General features: G+C 54.6%; 16 protein-coding genes. 15 read left to right on the top strand and 1 reads right to left on the bottom strand.

The features are described 5' to 3' along the window. Window positions 1-38 precede the first annotated feature (38 nt). From DI44_RS03355 to pyk, 5 genes are all read left to right on the top strand, one after another. A complete protein-coding gene (locus DI44_RS03355; RefSeq protein ID WP_031206364.1) occupies window positions 39-722 on the top strand; it encodes a GntR family transcriptional regulator in 684 nt (227 codons plus the stop codon). Window positions 723-761: 39 nt separating this feature from the next. Further along, window positions 762-1,634, top strand: a complete 873-nt coding sequence (gene accD / locus DI44_RS03360; protein ID WP_021322130.1) for an acetyl-CoA carboxylase, carboxyltransferase subunit beta — start codon at window positions 762-764, stop codon at window positions 1,632-1,634. Next, a complete protein-coding gene (gene accA, locus DI44_RS03365) occupies window positions 1,619-2,596 on the top strand; it encodes an acetyl-CoA carboxylase carboxyl transferase subunit alpha (RefSeq protein WP_011232215.1) in 978 nt (325 codons plus the stop codon). Before accD ends, accA begins: the two co-directional genes overlap by 16 nt. Window positions 2,597-2,775: 179 nt before the next feature. Next, window positions 2,776-3,735, top strand: a complete 960-nt coding sequence (gene pfkA, locus DI44_RS03370; RefSeq protein ID WP_025039132.1) for a 6-phosphofructokinase — start codon at window positions 2,776-2,778, stop codon at window positions 3,733-3,735. A 27-nt stretch (window positions 3,736-3,762) separates the two neighbouring features. Continuing rightward, window positions 3,763-5,526, top strand: coding sequence for a pyruvate kinase (gene pyk / locus DI44_RS03375; RefSeq protein WP_014196527.1), 1,764 nt, complete (start codon window positions 3,763-3,765; stop codon window positions 5,524-5,526). A gap of 142 nt (window positions 5,527-5,668) precedes the next feature. Here pyk and ytvI read toward each other — a convergent pair whose 3' ends face one another. Beyond that, window positions 5,669-6,787, bottom strand: coding sequence for a sporulation integral membrane protein YtvI (ytvI, locus tag DI44_RS03380; RefSeq protein WP_011232212.1), 1,119 nt, complete (start codon window positions 6,785-6,787; stop codon window positions 5,669-5,671). Between the two features lie 93 nt (window positions 6,788-6,880). Between ytvI and DI44_RS03385 the strand changes: the two genes are divergently transcribed. The 10 genes from DI44_RS03385 (at window position 6,881) to coaE (ending at window position 18,979) form a co-directional block, all read left to right on the top strand. Then, window positions 6,881-7,336 carry a DUF441 domain-containing protein gene (locus DI44_RS03385; RefSeq protein WP_021322131.1) on the top strand — a complete coding sequence of 152 codons (456 nt, stop codon included), beginning with the start codon at window positions 6,881-6,883 and terminating at the stop codon, window positions 7,334-7,336. A 293-nt stretch (window positions 7,337-7,629) separates the two neighbouring features. Then, the gene (gene citZ, locus DI44_RS03390) at window positions 7,630-8,748 is read left to right on the top strand and encodes a citrate synthase (RefSeq protein ID WP_011232210.1); all 1,119 of its coding nucleotides are present in this window, start codon (window positions 7,630-7,632) and stop codon (window positions 8,746-8,748) included. Between the two features lie 72 nt (window positions 8,749-8,820). Further along, window positions 8,821-10,092: an NADP-dependent isocitrate dehydrogenase gene (gene icd / locus DI44_RS03395; protein WP_011232209.1), complete on the top strand. Its 1,272-nt coding sequence runs from the start codon at window positions 8,821-8,823 to the stop codon at window positions 10,090-10,092. Between the two features lie 26 nt (window positions 10,093-10,118). Then, window positions 10,119-11,057 (top strand): malate dehydrogenase, encoded by a 939-nt coding sequence (gene mdh, locus DI44_RS03400; protein WP_014196524.1) that lies wholly within the window; start codon window positions 10,119-10,121, stop codon window positions 11,055-11,057. An 84-nt stretch (window positions 11,058-11,141) separates the two neighbouring features. After that, window positions 11,142-11,609: a MaoC/PaaZ C-terminal domain-containing protein gene (locus tag DI44_RS03405; protein ID WP_011232207.1), complete on the top strand. Its 468-nt coding sequence runs from the start codon at window positions 11,142-11,144 to the stop codon at window positions 11,607-11,609. A gap of 208 nt (window positions 11,610-11,817) precedes the next feature. Next, window positions 11,818-12,525 (top strand): response regulator transcription factor, encoded by a 708-nt coding sequence (locus DI44_RS03415; protein ID WP_015375585.1) that lies wholly within the window; start codon window positions 11,818-11,820, stop codon window positions 12,523-12,525. Then, the gene (locus DI44_RS03420; RefSeq protein WP_014196522.1) at window positions 12,518-14,266 is read left to right on the top strand and encodes an ATP-binding protein; all 1,749 of its coding nucleotides are present in this window, start codon (window positions 12,518-12,520) and stop codon (window positions 14,264-14,266) included. The genes DI44_RS03415 and DI44_RS03420 overlap by 8 nt, the downstream gene beginning before the upstream one ends. A 153-nt stretch (window positions 14,267-14,419) precedes the next feature. Beyond that, complete coding sequence (gene polA, locus DI44_RS03425) at window positions 14,420-17,056, top strand: DNA polymerase I (protein WP_033025972.1); 2,637 nt, start codon at window positions 14,420-14,422, stop codon at window positions 17,054-17,056. 465 nt (window positions 17,057-17,521) lie between these two features. Then, window positions 17,522-18,346 carry a DNA-formamidopyrimidine glycosylase gene (mutM, locus tag DI44_RS03430; RefSeq protein ID WP_015375584.1) on the top strand — a complete coding sequence of 275 codons (825 nt, stop codon included), beginning with the start codon at window positions 17,522-17,524 and terminating at the stop codon, window positions 18,344-18,346. Between the two features lie 27 nt (window positions 18,347-18,373). Then, window positions 18,374-18,979, top strand: coding sequence for a dephospho-CoA kinase (gene coaE / locus DI44_RS03435; RefSeq protein ID WP_014196518.1), 606 nt, complete (start codon window positions 18,374-18,376; stop codon window positions 18,977-18,979). Window positions 18,980-19,056 lie beyond the last annotated feature (77 nt).

The raw sequence follows: 19,056 nt of genomic DNA, 5'->3' as shown, positions 1-19,056 counted from the left end.
ATTTTGTTATATCGTATAACCATTAGGTGGTCAGACCAGTGGATGAAGCGAAGGAGAGGGGTCATTGTATCAAAGAGGAGAACGTGTATGCCGAGACGTTGAAACATATCCGCCGCATGATGGCGGAAGACAACTTAGCCCCTGGCGACAAGCTGCCGTCGGAGCGCGAGCTGGCCGAACGGCTCGGCGTCGGGCGTTCATCGGTGCGCGAGGCGTTGCGGGCGCTTGAATTTCTCGGCTTGATTGAAACGCGGCGCGGCGAGGGGAGGTATAGGCGTGAGGTCGGCAGCCACCAGCTGATCGACCTGTTGGCGATGTTTTTGTTGGAAAACGAACGGGCGAAGGCCGATTTGGCGGAAACAAAATGGCTCATCGAGCGCCTGTTGCTTGCCCTTGCGTGTCGGCGCCGGAGCGCGGAGGACGTAGACGAGTTGAAAAAAATCGTTCGTCAAAAACCGATTGATTTCGCGCGGTTTTTCGAGACGGTGGTGGAAGCGGCTGGCAATGTTTTGCTCGCCCGCATTTGGCGGGTGCTGTCGGGGTTTGCCGCTTCGTTTGCGCCCGATCCGCCCCTTGCCGACGCCGGTTATGAACAGCTGCTCGCCGCTTTGGAAAGGCAAGATCCGGCGGAGACTGTCGCCATTTGGGAGGCGCAACGGCCTTCGCCGTTGTCGAAACGGGCCGGACATCGTTTGACAAACAATGATGTCCATTTTCGATAAAGTAGTAGAGAGGCGAAAACGCAAAGGAGGGGCTCCCTCGTGTGGAAAGACTTGTTTGTGAAAAAGAAAAAGTATGCACCGCTGCCTTCAGAACAAGCGAGGCATGAAGTGCCGGAAGGCGTGATGACGAAATGTCCGCAATGCAAGAAAATTATGTATACAAAAGAGTTGATCAAAAACTTGCGCGTTTGCCTAAGCTGCGGCTACCATCATCCGATGCCGGCGCGTGAACGAATTGCAAGCCTTCTTGATGACGGCAGCTTCCGCGAGTATGACGCCGATATGATCTCGGTCAATCCGCTCGGCTTTCCGGGCTACATCGAAAAACTGGAAGAAGACCGGCGCAAGTCAGGGCTGAACGAGGCGGTCGTCACCGGCGAAGGAGCGCTTTATGGCCATCGGCTCGTCATTGCTGTCATGGATTCATCGTTTCGCATGGGCAGCATGGGCTCGGTCGTCGGCGAAAAAATCACCCGCGCCGTCGAACGAGCGCGCGAACAGCAGATGCCGTTTCTCATTTTCACCGCTTCCGGCGGCGCCCGCATGCAGGAAGGGGTGTTGAGCCTCATGCAAATGGCGAAAACAAGCGCGGCGCTCAAACGGTTCAGCAACGACGGCGGCTTGTTCATCTCCGTCATGACCCACCCGACGACCGGCGGTGTATCGGCGAGTTTCGCCTCGCTTGGGGATTATAACTTTGCCGAGCCGGGGGCGCTCATTGGTTTTGCCGGCCGCCGCGTCATCGAGCAGACGGTGCGCGAAGAGCTGCCGAACGATTTCCAGACGGCGGAGTTTTTGCTGAAGCACGGGCAGCTTGATGCCGTCATTCACCGCCACGAGCTGAAAGAAACGCTTGCGGTCGTCTTGGATCTTCATCAAAAAGGAGGGGAAGAGGGATGGTGGCGGAATTAGAATTCGAAAAGCCGCTTGTCGAGCTGCGCCGCAAAATTCAAGAGTTGAAAGAGTTCATGAAAACGGCGGACGTCGATTTATCGGCGGAAATCGAAAAGCTTGAGGCGCGCCTCGCCAAGCTGGAAAACGAGATTTATGCGAATTTGACGCCGTGGGACCGCGTGCAAATCGCCCGCCACCCGCAGCGGCCGACGACGCTCGATTACATCGAGCGGTTGTTTACGAACTTTCTTGAGTGCCACGGCGACCGCTGCTTTGGCGATGACGAGGCGATCGTCGGCGGCATCGCCAAATACGACGGACTCCCCGTGACGGTCATCGGTCATCAGCGCGGCAAAGATACGAAAGAAAACTTGCGCCGCAACTTTGGCATGCCGCATCCGGAAGGATACCGGAAGGCGTTGCGGCTCATGAAGCAGGCAGAAAAGTTTTCGCGGCCGATCATCTGCTTTATCGACACGAAAGGCGCCTACCCGGGCAAAGCGGCCGAAGAGCGCGGGCAAAGCGAGGCGATCGCCCGCAACTTGTTTGAAATGGCTGGGCTCACGGTGCCTGTCGTCTGCATCGTCATCGGAGAGGGCGGAAGCGGCGGGGCGCTTGCCCTTGGCGTCGGCAATCATATCCATATGCTTGAAAACTCGACGTACTCGGTCATCTCGCCGGAAGGGGCGGCGGCGATTTTGTGGAAAGACGCCTCATTGGCGCAGCGGGCGGCGGAAACGATGAAAATCACCGCTCATGACTTAAAGGCGCTCGGCGTCATCGATGAAATCATTCCAGAAGTCAAAGGCGGCGCTCATCGCAACGCCGACGAGCAGGCAAAAGAAATTGACCGCGTGCTGCGCCGTTCGCTCAAACAGCTGTTGGCGCTTGACGGCGAAGAGCTCGTCCGGCAGCGCTATGAAAAATTTAAACAAATGGGCCAAGTGTCGTTTTTGCCGGAAACGATTCGGGCAAGATAAGGAAAAAGCTGTCTCCGTCGCGGGACAGCTTTGTTCTATCGTGAAAAAATCCACTTTTGTAAGCCGTTTCAGCGATCGCTTCTATATTGTGTTCCGCTGTCGTTCATGGTACATTAGGGATGTTCAAGAAGACGTATGAGGTCGGACGTGTGCAATTCGATGCAAACGAGGTGGAAATGATGAAACGGATTGGTGTGTTGACAAGCGGCGGCGACTCGCCGGGCATGAATGCGGCCATTCGCGCTGTCGTCCGCAAAGCGATTTACCATGGGGTGGAAGTGTACGGAATCTACCACGGGTATGCCGGGTTGATCGCCGGCAATATCAAAAAACTGGAAGTCGGGGACGTCGGGGACATCATCCATCGCGGCGGCACCATCCTTTATACCGCGCGCTGCCCGGAGTTTAAGACGGAAGAAGGACAGAAAAAGGGGATCGAGCAGCTGAAAAAGCACGGTATTGAAGGGCTGGTCGTCATCGGCGGCGACGGGTCGTATCAAGGGGCGAAAAAATTGACGGAGCACGGCTTCCCGTGCGTCGGCGTGCCCGGGACGATCGACAACGACATTCCAGGCACCGATTTTACGATCGGTTTTGACACCGCGCTCAATACGGTCATTGACGCCATTGACAAAATCCGCGACACGGCGACGTCGCATGAGCGGACGTACGTCGTCGAAGTGATGGGCCGCCATGCCGGCGATATTGCGCTATGGTCGGGGCTTGCCGGAGGGGCGGAGACGATTTTGATTCCGGAAGCGGACTACGACATGGACGACATCGTCGCTCGCTTGAAGCGCGGCCATGAACGCGGCAAAAAACACAGCATCATCATCGTCGCCGAGGGAGTCGGCAGCGGCGTCGACTTCGGCCGGCAAATTCAAGAGGCGACCGGCTTTGAGACGCGCGTGACGGTGCTTGGCCACGTGCAACGCGGCGGATCGCCGACGGCGTTTGACCGCGTGTTAGCGAGCCGCCTCGGCGCCCGTGCGGTCGAGCTGCTCCTTGAAGGCAAAGGCGGCCGCTGCGTTGGCATTCAAAACAACCAAATCGTTGACCATGACATTGCCGAAGCGTTGGCGAAAACACATACGGTCGATCAGCGGATGTATACATTGTCGAAAGAGCTGTCGATTTAATTCCCGAGGGGAAAGGAAGAAGAAGTGATGAAGCGGAAAACGAAAATCGTCTGTACGATCGGGCCGGCAAGCGAGAGCGTAGACAAGCTCGTGCAATTGATCGAAGCGGGGATGAACGTGGCGCGCCTCAACTTTTCGCACGGAGATCATGAGGAACACGGGCGGCGCATCGCCAACATTCGCGAGGCGGCGAGGCGGACGGGCCAAACGGTCGCCATTTTGCTCGATACGAAAGGCCCGGAAATCCGCACGCACAATATGGAGAACGGCGCCGTCGAACTGAAGGAAGGGGCAAAGCTCATCATTTCGATGAGCGAAGTGCTCGGCACGCCGGAAAAAATTTCCGTCACCTATCCGGGGCTGATCGATGATGTGTCCGTTGGTTCGAAAATTTTGCTGGACGACGGGTTGATCGGCCTTGAAGTCAACGCGGTCGACAAGCAAGCTGGAGAAATTGTCACGACCGTCCTAAACAGCGGTGTGCTCAAAAACAAAAAAGGGGTCAATGTCCCCGGCGTGCGTGTCAATTTGCCGGGCATCACCGAGAAGGACCGAGCCGATATTTTATTTGGCATCCGCCAAGGCATCGACTTCATCGCCGCCTCGTTTGTGCGACGGGCGTCTGATGTGCTCGAAATCCGCGAGCTGCTCGAGGCGAATGACGCCTTACATATCCAAATTATCGCGAAAATTGAAAATGAAGAAGGCGTCGCCAACATCGATGAAATTTTGGAAGCCGCCGATGGCCTCATGGTGGCGCGCGGCGACCTTGGCGTTGAGATTCCGGCTGAGGAAGTGCCTCTCATTCAAAAAATGCTCATTAAAAAGTGCAACATGCTTGGCAAACCGGTCATCACGGCGACGCAAATGCTCGACTCGATGCAGCGCAATCCGCGGCCGACGCGGGCTGAGGCGAGCGATGTCGCCAACGCCATTTTTGACGGCACCGACGCCGTCATGCTTTCCGGAGAAACCGCAGCCGGCCAGTATCCGGTCGAAGCGGTAAGGACGATGCACCAAATCGCGCTCCGCACCGAGCAGGCGTTGGAGCATCGCGACATTTTGTCCCAGCGCACGAAAGAGAGCCGAACGACGATCACCGATGCCATCGGCCAATCGGTCGCCCACACAGCGCTCAATTTGGATGTCGCGGCGATCGTGACGCCGACGGTGAGCGGAAAAACGCCGCAGATGGTGGCGAAATACCGCCCGAAAGCCCCGATCATCGCGGTGACATCAAACGAAGCGGTCTCGCGGCGGCTGGCGCTCATTTGGGGCGTGTATACGAAAGAAGCACCGCATGTCAATACAACCGATGAAATGCTCGATGTGGCGGTCGACGCGGCAGTGCGCTCCGGCTTGGTGAAGCACGGCGACTTGGTCGTCATCACGGCCGGCGTGCCGGTCGGCGAAACGGGATCGACGAACTTAATGAAAGTGCACGTCATCAGCGACTTGCTTGCCAAAGGGCAAGGCATCGGCCGCAAGTCGGCATTCGGCAAGGCGGTCGTCGCCAAAACGGCGGAAGAGGCGTGCCGAAAAATGGTAGAGGGCGGCATTTTAGTCACCATCAGCACCGATGCCGATATGATGCCGGCGATCGAAAAAGCGGCGGCGATCATCACCGAGGAAGGCGGGTTGACGAGCCATGCGGCGGTCGTCGGCTTAAGCCTTGGCATTCCGGTCGTCGTCGGGGTGGAAAATGCCACAAGCTTGTTTAAAGATGGGCAAGAGATCACGGTCGATGGCGGCTTTGGCGCCGTCTACCGCGGCCATGCGAGCGTGTTGTAACGGACGTTGCAGCAAAACAGGGTGTCCCAAAAGCAGCGGGACACCCTTTCGCATCGTCCTATATACCCATTAAACATCTTTGTGAAACGAAAGATTGTATTCCTATTATAGAAAGCCGAGCTTTTGAGACAGCTCCCTTCGATTACGTGGTCGGCTTGCCGATAATAAAGCGCCAAAGATCACGAAAAACATTGGCGCTATGGAGCGTGCGGATGATGACAAGCGCGACGGGGCCGGCAATCAAGCCGAGAAAGCCGAGCAGCTTGAAGCCGACGAACAAGGCGATGAGCGTCGCGAGCGGATCGAGGCCGATCGTTGAAGAAAGCACTTTCGGCTCCATGATTTGTCGTTGGACGAGGACGACGACATACAGCACGCCCAATCCGATGGCAAACGGAATGTCGCCGCTAGCCATGGTGTAAATGATCCAAGGAACAAATACAATCCCCGTTCCCAAATATGGCAAAAGATCGACGAACCCGATGATCAATGCGATCGTAATGGCGTAATCGACGCGCAAAATAAGCAAGCCGATCAACACGATGACCGTCGTAATCGAAATGAGCGTCGCCTGCGCTTTGATAAAGCCAAACAGCGCCCGCTTTAAATCAAGAAACACCGTTTTTCCGCTTGTGCGGGCTTTCGTCGGCAGCCATTGCTGCGCCATGCGCATCAGACGGTGCCAGTCTTTGCTGATGAAAAACGTCGCCAACAGCGAAAAAATAAACACGGTCGCGGCATTCGGCAGCCAGGCGAGAAGCTGCGGAATGTTTTGCAGGATGCTCTGGACAAATTCACCAACCGTCGTCCCAATTTTTTTTCCGACGGCTTGAATGTTTTGCATAATCGTATCCTGTTGGGCGGCGCTTAAACTTTTAAACATCCCGGCCAAATCTTTGTAAATCGGGATGATTTGGTCGGCGACGAACGTCTCCATGTACGTGATCAATGCTTGAAATTTTTCCGGCACGACGCGGGCTAAATATTGCGTTCCCGAAACGATTTCGGCAACAAGAAGCGTGACCAAGCCGGCGACCGCGGCAAACAACATGATGAGCGTGACGCTGACCGCGAGCCAGCGCGGCATTTTCGCTTTCCGCTCCAAAGCATCGACGAGCGGGTTGATGATCATCGCGATGAAAAAGGCGATGATGAACGGATACGTCACCGTCGCGATGTAGTACATAGCGATGGCGCCGAGCGCGACAGCGGCGATGACAAGAAAAAAGCGCAAAAAGCGATCAACATAAACTCGGGACAATGTTTCACCTCCAACGACGTTCCATATTGATATATTACACGTTTTCTTACGGGGAAGCAAAAAGACAAGTTTCATAGGAAAGGACGGACGACCGTGAACGAACCGGTGTTGTTTTTATTGTTGTTGCTTGCGCTCGGCTTTCTTGCGAAAAACAAGTCGCTTATTGTCGCCGTCGTTGTGCTGTTGGCCATCAAACTTGTCGGCTTGGATCAAAAAGTGCTGCCGATCATTCAGTCCAAAGGGATCAACTGGGGAGTGACGGTCATTACGATCGCCGTGCTCGCTCCCATCGCTTCTGGGGAGATCGGCTTTCGGCAGCTTGTCGGCTCTCTGCAGTCGTTGTCGGCCTGGGTGGCGCTCGCATCTGGCATTTTTGTCGCCTTGATCGCCAAAAATGGAGTAACGCTCCTTGCCAATGACCCGCATATGACCGCCGCGCTTGCATTCGGCACCATCCTCGCGGTTTCGCTGTTTCATGGGGTGGCGGTTGGTCCATTGATCGGCGCTGGCATTGCCTATACGGTCATCAAAATGGTAGAATATTTTTGATCATCAGGCGGTGTGTGGGATCCTCCGTTTTGAGATGAATCGATTTCCATTTTATTCCTGATCATCATTTCTTTTGACGTGTGACAGCTGACAAAAGTCTGATAATTGTTTATAATAATAAACGTGAGTGAGTTTTCGGCCAAGCATTGTGCAGCTGTTGCGACGGGGCGGTTGTCGCCGGCGTCATGTAAGCACTTTCGCGCGCGCGTTTGTTTTTGCCTCCATTTCGAGCAAGCGCTCATCGGCCATCGGTCGTTATGGCCGGAACTTATGAAGAGAAGGGGAGATTGAACATGACAGTAACCCGTGGGTTAGAGGGAGTTGTGGCCACAACTTCAAGCATCAGTTCGATCATCGATGACACGTTGACGTATGTCGGTTATGACATTGACGATTTAGCCGAAAACGCTTCCTTCGAAGAAGTCGTTTATTTGCTTTGGCATCGCGAACTGCCGACGAAAGAGCAGCTTGAGGAATTAAAGAAACAGTTGGCGGAAAACGCTGAAATTCCAAATGAAATCATTGAACACTTCAAGCTGTATCCGATTGACAAGGTGCATCCGATGGCGGCTTTGCGCACCGCGGTATCGCTTCTCGGCTTGTATGACGAAGAGGCGGATGTGATGACGAAAGAGGCGAATTATCGGAAAGCCATTCGCCTGCAGGCGAAAATCCCGACGATTGTCACCGCCTTCGCCCGCGTGCGCAAAGGGTTGGAACCGGTTGCGCCGCGCAAAGATTTGAGCTTTGCCGCCAATTTCTTGTACATGCTGACCGGCAAAGAACCAGACGACATCGCCACGGAAGCGTTCAACAAGGCGCTCGTGCTGCATGCCGACCACGAGTTGAACGCGTCGACGTTCACGGCGCGCGTCTGCGTAGCCACGCTGTCCGATATTTATTCCGGCATCACGGCGGCGATCGGAGCCTTGAAAGGGCCGCTTCACGGCGGGGCGAACGAAGCGGTGATGAAAATGTTGACGGAAATCGGCACGGTCGACAACGTCGAGCCATACATCCGCAGAAAGCTCGCCAACAAAGAAAAAATTATGGGCTTTGGCCATCGCGTTTACCGAAAAGGCGACCCGCGCGCCAAACATTTGAAAAAAATGTCGGAAAAACTGACGAAGCTCGTCGGCGAGCCGCATTGGTATGAAATGTCGACAAAGATTGAAGAAATCGTCACATCGGAAAAAGCGCTGCCGCCGAACGTTGACTTTTATTCCGCTTCGGTTTACCATTGTTTAGGAATCGATCATGATTTGTTTACGCCGATTTTTGCCGTCAGCCGCACCTCGGGATGGTTGGCTCACATCTTGGAACAATACGACAACAACCGTCTCATCCGTCCGCGCGCTGAGTACACCGGCCCAGGCAAGCGGGCGTACGTGCCGATCGACGAGCGCGGCTAAAACAAGTGGACAAGGCGGTGAAGGCGCGCCTTCACGCCTTTTTATAAAAAAACTGCATTGGGGGTTTTGCTCGTGACGCAAGGAGAAAAAATTACAGTCCAAAATGGTGTGCTCAACGTTCCGAACAACCCGATCATTCCGTTCATCGAGGGGGATGGAACCGGCCCGGACATTTGGGCGGCCGCTTCGCGCGTGCTCGAAGCAGCGGTGGAAAAAGCGTACAAAGGTGAGAAAAAAATCGTCTGGAAGGAAGTGCTCGCTGGTGAAAAAGCGTACAAGCTGACGGGCAGCTGGCTTCCGGATGAAACGCTTGAGACGATCCGCGAATACATAATCGCCATTAAAGGGCCGTTGACGACGCCGGTCGGCGGCGGCATCCGCTCGCTGAACGTAGCGCTCCGCCAAGAGCTCGACCTGTTTGTCTGCTTGCGCCCGGTTCGCTACTTCCCAGGCGTTCCGTCGCCGGTGAAACGCCCGGAAGACACCGATATGGTCATTTTCCGGGAAAACACGGAAGACATCTACGCTGGCATTGAATATGCCAAAGGCACGCCGGAAGTGAAAAAAGTCATCGACTTTTTGCAAAACGAAATGGGCGTGCGCAAAATCCGCTTCCCGGAAACGTCCGGCATCGGCATTAAACCGATTTCCGAACAAGGGACGAAACGGCTTGTGCGCGCGGCGATCAACTACGCGATCGAACACGGCCGCAAGTCGGTGACGCTCGTTCATAAAGGAAACATTATGAAATTCACCGAAGGCGCGTTTAAAAACTGGGGTTATGAATTGGCGGAGGAAGAATTCGCCGACAAAGTGTTCACGTGGGCGCAATACGACCGAATCGTTGAAACGGAAGGCAAGGAAGCGGCGAACAAAGCGCTTGCTGATGCGGAAGCGTCCGGCAAAATCATTATCAAAGATGTCATCGCCGACATCTTCCTGCAACAAATTTTGACGCGTCCGCGCGAATTTGACGTCATCGCGACGATGAACTTAAACGGCGACTACATTTCCGACGCGCTGGCCGCTCAAGTCGGCGGCATCGGCATCGCGCCGGGGGCCAACATCAACTACGAAACCGGCCACGCGATTTTCGAAGCGACGCACGGCACGGCGCCGAAATACGCAGGGCTTGACAAAGTCAACCCGTCGTCCGTCATTCTCTCGGGCGTCATGATGTTTGAGCATCTTGGTTGGAACGAAGCAGCGAAATTGATCATCAAAGCGATGGAGAAAACCATCGCCGCGAAAATCGTCACGTATGACTTCGCCCGCCTGATGGAAGGGGCGACGGAAGTGAAATGCTCCGAATTTGCTGATGCGCTCATCCGCAATATGGACTAACCTTTGAAGGAAAGGGATGGCAAACGATGGCGATGAAACGGAAAAAAATCTCGGTGATCGGCGCCGGATTCACGGGGGCGACGACGGCGTTCCTTTTGGCGCAAAAAGAGCTCGGCGACGTCGTGTTGGTCGATATTCCGCAGCTTGAGAACCCAACGAAAGGGAAGGCGCTCGATATGCTCGAGGCAAGCCCGGTGCTCGGCTTTGACGCGAATATCATCGGCACATCGGATTACGCTGACACAGCCGATTCCGACATCGTCGTCATCACAGCAGGCATCGCCCGCAAGCCGGGCATGAGCCGCGACGATTTGGTGACGACGAACCAAAAAATTATGAAGCAAGTGACGAAGGAAGTCGTCAAATACTCGCCGAACTGCTACATCATCGTCTTGACGAACCCGGTCGATGCGATGACGTATACGGTCTTTAAGGAATCCGGATTCCCGAAAAACCGCGTCATCGGCCAGTCGGGCGTCTTGGATACGGCGCGCTTCCGCACGTTCGTCGCCGAGGAGCTGAACATTTCGGTAAAAGATGTCACTGGGTTTGTTTTAGGCGGCCATGGCGATGACATGGTGCCGCTCGTCCGCTACTCGTACGCCGGCGGCATTCCGCTCGAAAAACTCATTCCGAAAGATCGTTTGGACGCCATCGTTGAGCGGACGCGCAAAGGCGGCGGTGAAATCGTCAACCTGCTCGGCAACGGCAGCGCCTACTACGCACCGGCCGCCTCGCTTGTCGAAATGGTCGAAGCGATTTTGAAAGACCAGCGCCGCATTTTGCCGGCGATCGCCTACCTTGAAGGCGAATACGGCTATGAAGGCATTTATTTGGGCGTGCTGACGATCCTCGGCGGCAACGGCATCGAGAAAGTGATCGAGCTCGAGCTGACCGAAGAGGAAAAAGCGGCGCTCGCCAAATCCGTCGAATCCGTTAAAAATGTCATGCGCATGCTGGAATAGCGGCGAGGCAAAAATTCGGGCATTGCCCCGGATTTTTGCCCACAGTCAATGAAAGCGCTTTCTAGACAACGAAGGGGTGGGAACATGTTGAAAAAACGAAAGCTCGGGAGACGGATCGGGGAAATTCAAGCGGGGGAAAAGCTCGTGTTCCAAGCCGCCATCGAAGACAAAGACTTGCTTCTTTATCTTGGGCTGACGGATGATGCCAATCCGCTCTATATCCAGCATGATTATGCTTCACAGACGCCGTTTGGAAAACCGGTCGTGCCGCCGGTCATGTTGACGGGGATGATCACTTCCGCGGTCTCCAAATATTTGCCGGGCCCGGGCAGCTACATTACGCGGCAGGATCTTCGCTTTCTCCGCCCAGTTTATCATTATGAAACGCTCGAATTTTTGCTCGAAGTCGCCGATGTCGATGAGGCGGGCCATTGCGTGACGTTGTCCGTCATGGCGACGCGCGGTGCGGAGACGGTGCTTGACGGAACGCTGTCTGTCTGCCCGCCGCATACGTTGCCGCGCCTAGACGGGCGGGTGCTCGAGAACTTTTGACCTCATGTTGAAAGCAGTCCCCCACTTCGAAACAAAGGGGGAGTTTCATGCCGCTTTCCGCCAAAGGAAGCCAGCCAAACGCGAGGGGCAGTTTTCCGAGGGCAACCTGTCCGCAGGAAAACGCCCTTTTTTCTTTTTTTTGTCCGAATCAAGGCGTCAATTGTGGTATCATAAAGGCAGAAACCATTGGACGGGATGGAGGAGCGGCATGGGACGAAAAATTTTAGTTGTCGATGACGAACAGCCGATTGTGACTCTGTTGTCGTACAATTTGGAGAAAGCCGGATTTCACGTCGTGACCGCTCACGATGGCGAAGAGGCGCTCGTGAAAGTAGCGTCCGAGCAGCCGGCGCTCATTATTTTGGACTTGATGCTGCCGAAGCTTGACGGCGTTGATGTGTGCAAGCGGCTTCGCCAGCAGCAAATCATGACGCCGATTTTAATGTTGACGGCTCGCGATGATGAATTTGACAAAGTGCTTGGTCTTGAGCTTGGCGCCGACGACTATATGACAAAGCCGTTCAGCCCGCGCGAAGTCATTGCCCGCGTCAAGGCGATTTTGCGCCGCACGGAGATCGTTCAGCCGGCGGCTGAATCGAGCGAGCGGCTTGTTGTTGGCGAGCTGGAAATTTTTCCGGAACGCTATGAAGCAACGATCGACGGCAAGCCGCTTGAGCTGACGCCGAAAGAGTTTGAGTTGCTCCTTTATTTGGCTCGCCATAAAGGGCGGGTGTTGACGCGCGACCAGCTGCTCAGCGCCGTGTGGAACTACGAGTTTGCCGGCGATACACGCATTGTCGACGTCCATATCAGCCACTTGCGCGAGAAGATCGAAACCGATACGAAAAAACCGATGTACATTAAAACGGTGCGCGGCCTTGGCTACAAGTTGGAGGAACCGAAGCGGCATGAATAGCTTCCGCACCCGCCTTTTGTTTTGGCTCGTGACGCTCATCGCCACGGTGTTGATCGCCCTCGGGCTTTTGCTCGGGCAATTGCTGAAAGATTTTTACGCCGAGACGATGAACAAACGGATGGAAAAAGAGGCCCAAGCGCTTGCGATTTTGCTTGAAAATGAACCGCTCGAGCAAATCCGCGCCGATTTGCAGGAAATGGGGAATGAACTGTCGTCCCGCATCACCGTGCTCGATAAAGAAGAACGGGTGCGGTTTGACAGCGGTCGCGTCGCAGCGATCAGCGACAAAGACCATGAGCGCATCGTCCGCGCGATTTTGCGCAAAAAGCAGTTTCCCCGCTTTTCCGTGATTGAAAAAACAAACGATGTCTATTACTACATCGTCCCGTACGAGCGCGGTGAACGGAGCGGGTACGTCGTTTTAAGCACACCGACGAGCTCACTCCAAAAAGTAAACGAGCAAATTTGGGGCGTGCTCACGAGCAGCCTCGGGATGGCGCTCGTTGTCATCATCGCCCTCGTCTGGAAAATCGCCAATCAATATATGAAGCCGATTGAAGAAGCGACGAAAGTGGCGTTTGAGCTGGAAAAAGGCAATTACGCCGCCCGTGTGCCCGATGGTGAATATAACGAGGCCGGGATGCTTGTGCGCTCGATCAACCGGCTGGCCCGCCATTTGCAGGAGATGAGCAGGGCGCGGGAAATTCAGACCGATCGGCTTCACACGCTCATTGAAAACGTCGGCAGCGGCCTGTTGTTTATTGACCACCGCGGACATATTTCTCTCATCAATCGGGCGTTCCAGACTCAGTTTCATCTCGATCCGTCGGATTGTTTGTACCGTCCGTACGCCGATGTGCTGCCGCACCGCGACATCGTCCGGTTTATCGATGATATTTTCATCACCGAGACGACGATGCGCCGGCATATGCGGCTGACGATTGGCATCGAGCGGAAACATTTCGATGTATACGGGGCTCCCATCATTGGCACGAACGCCGAATGGAAAGGGATTGTCGTCGTGTTTCATGACATTACGGAGCTGAAGCGCCTTGAGCAAATCCGCAAAGACTTTGTCGCCAACGTTTCGCACGAGTTGAAAACGCCGGTGACGTCCATCAAAGGATTCGCCGAAACGCTATTGGATGGCGCTATGAAGGATGAAGCGGCGCTCGAACATTTTTTGACCATCATCTTAAAAGAAAGCGAACGGCTGCAAACGCTCGTTGAGGAACTGTTGGACTTGTCGAAAATCGAGCAGCACGGATTTCAGCTGCAACTCGAAGACGTGGATATCGCTCAAGTCATCGCCGAAGCGGCTGCTGTGTTTCGCCAAAAAGCGGCGGAAAAACAAATTGATTTGCATATCGAATCGCCATCCGGGCTTGTCATCCGCGGTGACAGAAATCGGATGAAGCAAATTTTGCTGAACTTGCTCGCCAACGCCATCACGTATACGCCGGAGCACGGACGGGTCGCTGTCGAGGCGGAAGAGACGAAGAAAGAAGTGCTGATCCATGTGAAAGACACCGGAATCGGCATTGAGGAAAAAGAAATCCCGCGCATTTTTGAGCGTTTTTACCGCGTCGACAAGGCGCGCAGCCGCGATTCCGGCGGAACGGGGTTGGGCCTGGCGATTGTGAAACATTTGGTTGAGGCTCACCATGGATATATTACCGTAGCGAGCAAAGTGGGGCGCGGCACCGTGTTCACGATCCATTTTCCAAAGCCGGGGCGGTAGCCGGCTTCTTTTTATCATCTCCAACTGAGAAGCCTGCCATTTTTCAGCGTGAGCGTAAGCACGGGATGAATCGGCGCCTCCCATCATGGTGGGAGAGCGTTCAAGGCAAGCCGCAGGCATGGTACAATAGGACAAGGAAGCATCCGAGGAGGGATGAGATTGAAAAAAAAGCTTGTTTTAATCGACGGCAGCAGCGTGGCGTACCGCGCCTTTTTCGCCTTGCCGCTTTTGCATAACGACAAAGGCATCCATACGAACGCCGTCTACGGGTTTACGATGATGTTGAATAAAATTTTGGCGGAAGAAGAGCCAACTCATATGCTTGTCGCGTTTGACGCCGGGAAAACGACGTTCCGGCATGAAGCGTTTCAAGAGTATAAAGGTGGGCGCCAACAGACGCCACCGGAGCTGTCGGAGCAGTTTCCGCTGTTGCGCGAGCTGCTGAGGGCGTATCGCATCCCCGCCTATGAACTCGAGAACTACGAAGCGGACGATATTATCGGAACGCTTGCCGCCCGCGCTGAGCAGGAAGGGTTTGAGGTGAAAGTCATTTCCGGCGACCGCGATCTGACCCAGCTCGCCTCCCCCCATGTGACGGTGGACATTACGAAAAAAGGGATTACCGATATCGAACCGTACACGCCGGAGACGGTCCGCGAAAAATACGGCTTAACTCCGGAACAAATCGTTGATTTGAAAGGATTGATGGGCGACAAATCGGACAACATCCCCGGAGTGCCGGGCATCGGGGAAAAGACGGCGGTCAAGCTGCTCAGGCAATTCGGCACGGTCGAAAACGTGCTTGCCTCCATTGACGAGATCAAAGGCGAAAAGTTGAAAGAAACGTTGCGCCAACACCGGGAGATGGCGCTGTTAAGCAAAAAGCTCGCCGCCATTCGCCGCGACGCCCCGGTCGAGCTCTCGCTTGATGACATCGTCTATCAAGGGGAAGACCGGGAGAAAGTGGTCGCTTTATTTAAAGAGCTTGGGTTTCAATCGTTTTTAGAGAAAATGGAATCGCCGTCATCAGAAGAGGAAAAACCGCTTGCCAAGATGGCATTTACGCTTGCTGACCGCGTGACGGAGGAGATGCTTGCCGACAAGGCGGCGCTTGTCGTTGAAGTGGTCGAGGAAAATTATCATGATGCGCCGATCGTCGGCATCGCTGTGGTCAACGAACATGGACGGTTTTTCCTGCGCCCGGAGACGGCGCTTGCCGATCCGCAGTTTGTCGCCTGGCTTGGTGATGAAACGAAGAAAAAAAGCATGTTTGACTCAAAGCGCGCGGCAGTCGCCTTGAAATGGAAAGGAATTGAGCTATGCGGCGTTTCCTTTGATTTATTGCTGGCCGCCTATTTGCTTGATCCGGCGCAAGGTGTTGATGATGTGGCTGCCGCAGCAAAAATGAAGCAATACGAAGCGGTGCGCTCGGATGAAGCGGTGTATGGCAAAGGGGCGAAGCGGGCCGTGCCGGATGAGCCAGTGCTCGCCGAGCATCTCGTCCGCAAGGCGGCGGCGATTTGGGCGCTCGAACGTCCGTTTTTGGATGAGCTGCGCCGCAACGAACAAGATCGGTTGCTCGTCGAGCTCGAGCAGCCGTTGTCTTCGATTTTGGCGGAAATGGAATTTGCCGGAGTGAAAGTGGATACGAAGCGGCTCGAACAGATGGGCGAAGAGCTCGCCGAGCAGCTGCGCACGGTCGAGCAGCGCATTTATGAGCTCGCCGGCCAAGAATTCAACATCAATTCACCGAAACAGCTCGGCGTCATTTTATTTGAAAAACTGCAGCTGCCCATCTTGAAAAAAACGAAAACCGGCTACTCCACTTCGGCGGATGTGCTTGAAAAACTTGCGCCTTATCACGAGATCGTGGAAAACATTTTGCATTACCGCCAGCTTGGCAAGTTGCAGTCGACGTATATTGAAGGATTGCTGAAAGTCGTGCGACCCGATACAAAGAAGGTGCATACGATTTTCAATCAGGCGTTGACGCAAACCGGACGGCTCAGCTCGACGGAGCCGAACTTGCAAAACATTCCGATTCGGCTTGAGGAAGGACGGAAAATCCGCCAAGCGTTCGTGCCGTCGGAGTCTGATTGGCTCATTTTCGCTGCCGACTACTCGCAAATTGAGTTGCGCGTCCTCGCCCATATTGCGGAAGATGACAATTTAATGGAAGCGTTCCGCCGCGATTTGGATATCCATACGAAAACAGCGATGGACATTTTCCAAGTGAGCGAGGACGAAGTGACGCCCAACATGCGCCGTCAGGCGAAGGCGGTCAACTTTGGGATCGTTTACGGGATCAGTGATTACGGCTTGGCGCAAAACTTAAATATTTCACGCAAAGAGGCCGCTGAATTCATCGAGCGCTACTTCGAAAGCTTCCCTGGCGTGAAGCGGTATATGGAAAACATTGTGCAAGAAGCAAAACAGAAAGGGTATGTGACGACGCTGCTGCATCGGCGCCGCTATTTGCCGGATATTACGAGCCGCAACTTCAACGTCCGCAGCTTTGCTGAACGGATGGCGATGAACACGCCGATTCAAGGGAGCGCCGCTGACATTATTAAAAAGGCGATGATCGATCTGAACGCCAGACTGAAGGAAGAGCGGCTGCAAGCGCGCCTTTTGCTGCAGGTGCATGACGAGCTCATTTTGGAGGCGCCGAAAGAAGAGATGGAGCGGCTGTGCCGGCTCGTTCCGGAAGTGATGGAGCAAGCGGTCACACTTCGCGTGCCGCTCAAAGTCGATTACCATTATGGCTCGACGTGGTATGACGCGAAATAAAAAGGAGTCTTGGTGTGGATCGCCGGCACCCCTAAAAGGCCGGTGATTTAAGGGGAAATACTGCTCTCCAACAGTGTTTCTCAAATTGAAAAACCTTGCAACACCATCACTTCATTCCTTGTGATTTCTCATAAATCAAGCGAATCCATTGTTTTTCATCAGCCTTCTAAGAAGGCCTGTGATGGAATGAAAAAGCAGTTTCACAACGACTCTTCTCCAGTTGAGAAGCCTTGGGACATCGAGTCGTCCTTCTCAACCAACATGACCGATTTTGCGAAAATCAGCGTTTCTCACCGGCCTTCTAGGCAGAATCTTTCGGTGCGACGATTCTCGGCTGCAACTCGATGAATTGGAGCGAAACAGCTGCCGCCCCATGGAGAATCTTTCTCTCGGCGGATGAACCGGCGTCAATGCGAAAGCGTCGGCGGGAACGATGCAGGAAAACGGAGGAAAGGGGGGATCGCCATGCCGGAATTGCCGGAGGTGGAAACGATCCGTCGTACGCTTTTGCCGCTTATTGTCGGAAAAACGATTGAGGATGTGCGCATCTTTTGGCCGAACATCATCCGCCATCCGCGAGACCCCGAGGAGTTTGCGGCAAGAATGATCGGACAGACGGTGCGTGGTTTGGAACGGAGAGGGAAGTTTTTGAAATTCCTGCTCGACCGCGATGCACTCATTTCCCATTTGCGCATGGAAGGGCGCTACGCCGTTGCTTCTGCCCTCGAGCCGCTCGAACCGCATACGCACGTCGTGTTTTGCTTCACGGACGGCAGCGAACTCCGTTACCGCGACGTGCGCAAGTTCGGAACGATGCACGTTTATGCCAAAGAAGAAGCTGACCGTCGGCCGCCGCTTGCTGAGCTTGGGCCGGAGCCGCTTTCCCCGGCGTTTTCCCCAGCTGTATTGGCGGAGCGGGCGGTGAAAACGAAACGGTCGGTCAAAGCGTTGCTCCTTGATCAGACGGTCGTGGCTGGGTTTGGCAATATTTATGTCGACGAATCGCTGTTTCGCGCCGGCATTCTTCCCGGCCGGCCGGCCGCCTCTCTCTCCAGCAAAGAGATCGAGCGCCTGCATGAGGAAATGGTGGCGACGATCGGCGAGGCGGTCATGAAAGGGGGAAGCACGGTGCGCACGTATGTGAACACGCAAGGCGAGGCCGGCACGTTTCAACATCATTTGTACGTGTATGGCCGCCAAGGCAATCCGTGCAAACGATGCGGCACGCCGATTGAAAAAACGGTCGTCGCCGGCCGCGGCACGCATTATTGCCCGCGCTGCCAGCGCTAGGCGGCGTGTAAAAAGGAGAGAGGTTCCATGACGTTGACGATCGGATTGACCGGCGGGATCGCCAGCGGCAAAAGCACGGTGAGCGCGATGATGCGCGAGCTCGGCCTTCCGGTCATTGATGCTGACGAAGCGGCGCGCGCCGTCGTCCGACCGGGGGAAGACGCCTACCGTCAGATTGTCGCCGCCTTCGGTCCGGGCATTTTGCAGACAAATGGAGAGATCGATCGGGCGAAACTCGGGGCGATCGTGTTCAACGACGAAGAAGAACGGAAAAAGCTAAACGCCATCGTTCACCCGGCGGTGCGTCAGAAAATGCTCGCGGAGAAAGAAGCGCTCGTCCGTTCCGGGGCGAAAACGGTCGTATTGGACATTCCGCTTTTATTTGAAAGCGGATTGACATCCTGGGTCGATAAAGTACTTGTCGTGTATGTTGACGATGACATCCAGCTTCGCCGGCTGATGGAGCGGAACGGGTTCACTGAGGAAGAAGCGCGCGCCCGCATTCGCGCTCAATGGCCGCTGGCGGAAAAAATGAAGCGGGCCGACGCGGTCATCAACAATAACGGAACGAGGGAAGAGACACGCCGTCAGCTGTTGGCTATTTTGAAACAATGGGACGCCTTGGAAAAATAGGCGTCTTTTTTGTTCGCTTTCAGTCATTTTGTTCTCCACATTTCCTAAAAATATGATATACTATTTATACGAATATA

Source organism: Geobacillus sp. CAMR5420, assembly GCF_000691465.1.
Classification (GTDB): domain Bacteria; phylum Bacillota; class Bacilli; order Bacillales; family Anoxybacillaceae; genus Geobacillus; species Geobacillus thermoleovorans.
This window is presented reverse-complemented; position numbering and strand designations above follow the sequence as displayed.

Bases quoted from the DNA above. Each gene is read 5' to 3' on its own strand.
- accA (WP_011232215.1), top strand. From the start codon at position 1,619: ATGGTGGCGGAATTAGAATTCGAAAAGCCGCTTGTCGAGCTGCGCCGC.
- DI44_RS03420 (WP_014196522.1), top strand. From the start codon at position 12,518: ATGAATAGCTTCCGCACCCGCCTTTTGTTTTGGCTCGTGACGCTCATC.
- mutM (WP_015375584.1), top strand. From the start codon at position 17,522: ATGCCGGAATTGCCGGAGGTGGAAACGATCCGTCGTACGCTTTTGCCG.
- polA (WP_033025972.1), top strand. From the start codon at position 14,420: ATGAGATTGAAAAAAAAGCTTGTTTTAATCGACGGCAGCAGCGTGGCG.
- pyk (WP_014196527.1), top strand. From the start codon at position 3,763: ATGAAGCGGAAAACGAAAATCGTCTGTACGATCGGGCCGGCAAGCGAG.
- coaE (WP_014196518.1), top strand. From the start codon at position 18,374: ATGACGTTGACGATCGGATTGACCGGCGGGATCGCCAGCGGCAAAAGC.
- pfkA (WP_025039132.1), top strand. From the start codon at position 2,776: ATGAAACGGATTGGTGTGTTGACAAGCGGCGGCGACTCGCCGGGCATG.
- DI44_RS03405 (WP_011232207.1), top strand. From the start codon at position 11,142: ATGTTGAAAAAACGAAAGCTCGGGAGACGGATCGGGGAAATTCAAGCG.
- citZ (WP_011232210.1), top strand. From the start codon at position 7,630: ATGACAGTAACCCGTGGGTTAGAGGGAGTTGTGGCCACAACTTCAAGC.
- mdh (WP_014196524.1), top strand. From the start codon at position 10,119: ATGGCGATGAAACGGAAAAAAATCTCGGTGATCGGCGCCGGATTCACG.
- DI44_RS03415 (WP_015375585.1), top strand. From the start codon at position 11,818: ATGGGACGAAAAATTTTAGTTGTCGATGACGAACAGCCGATTGTGACT.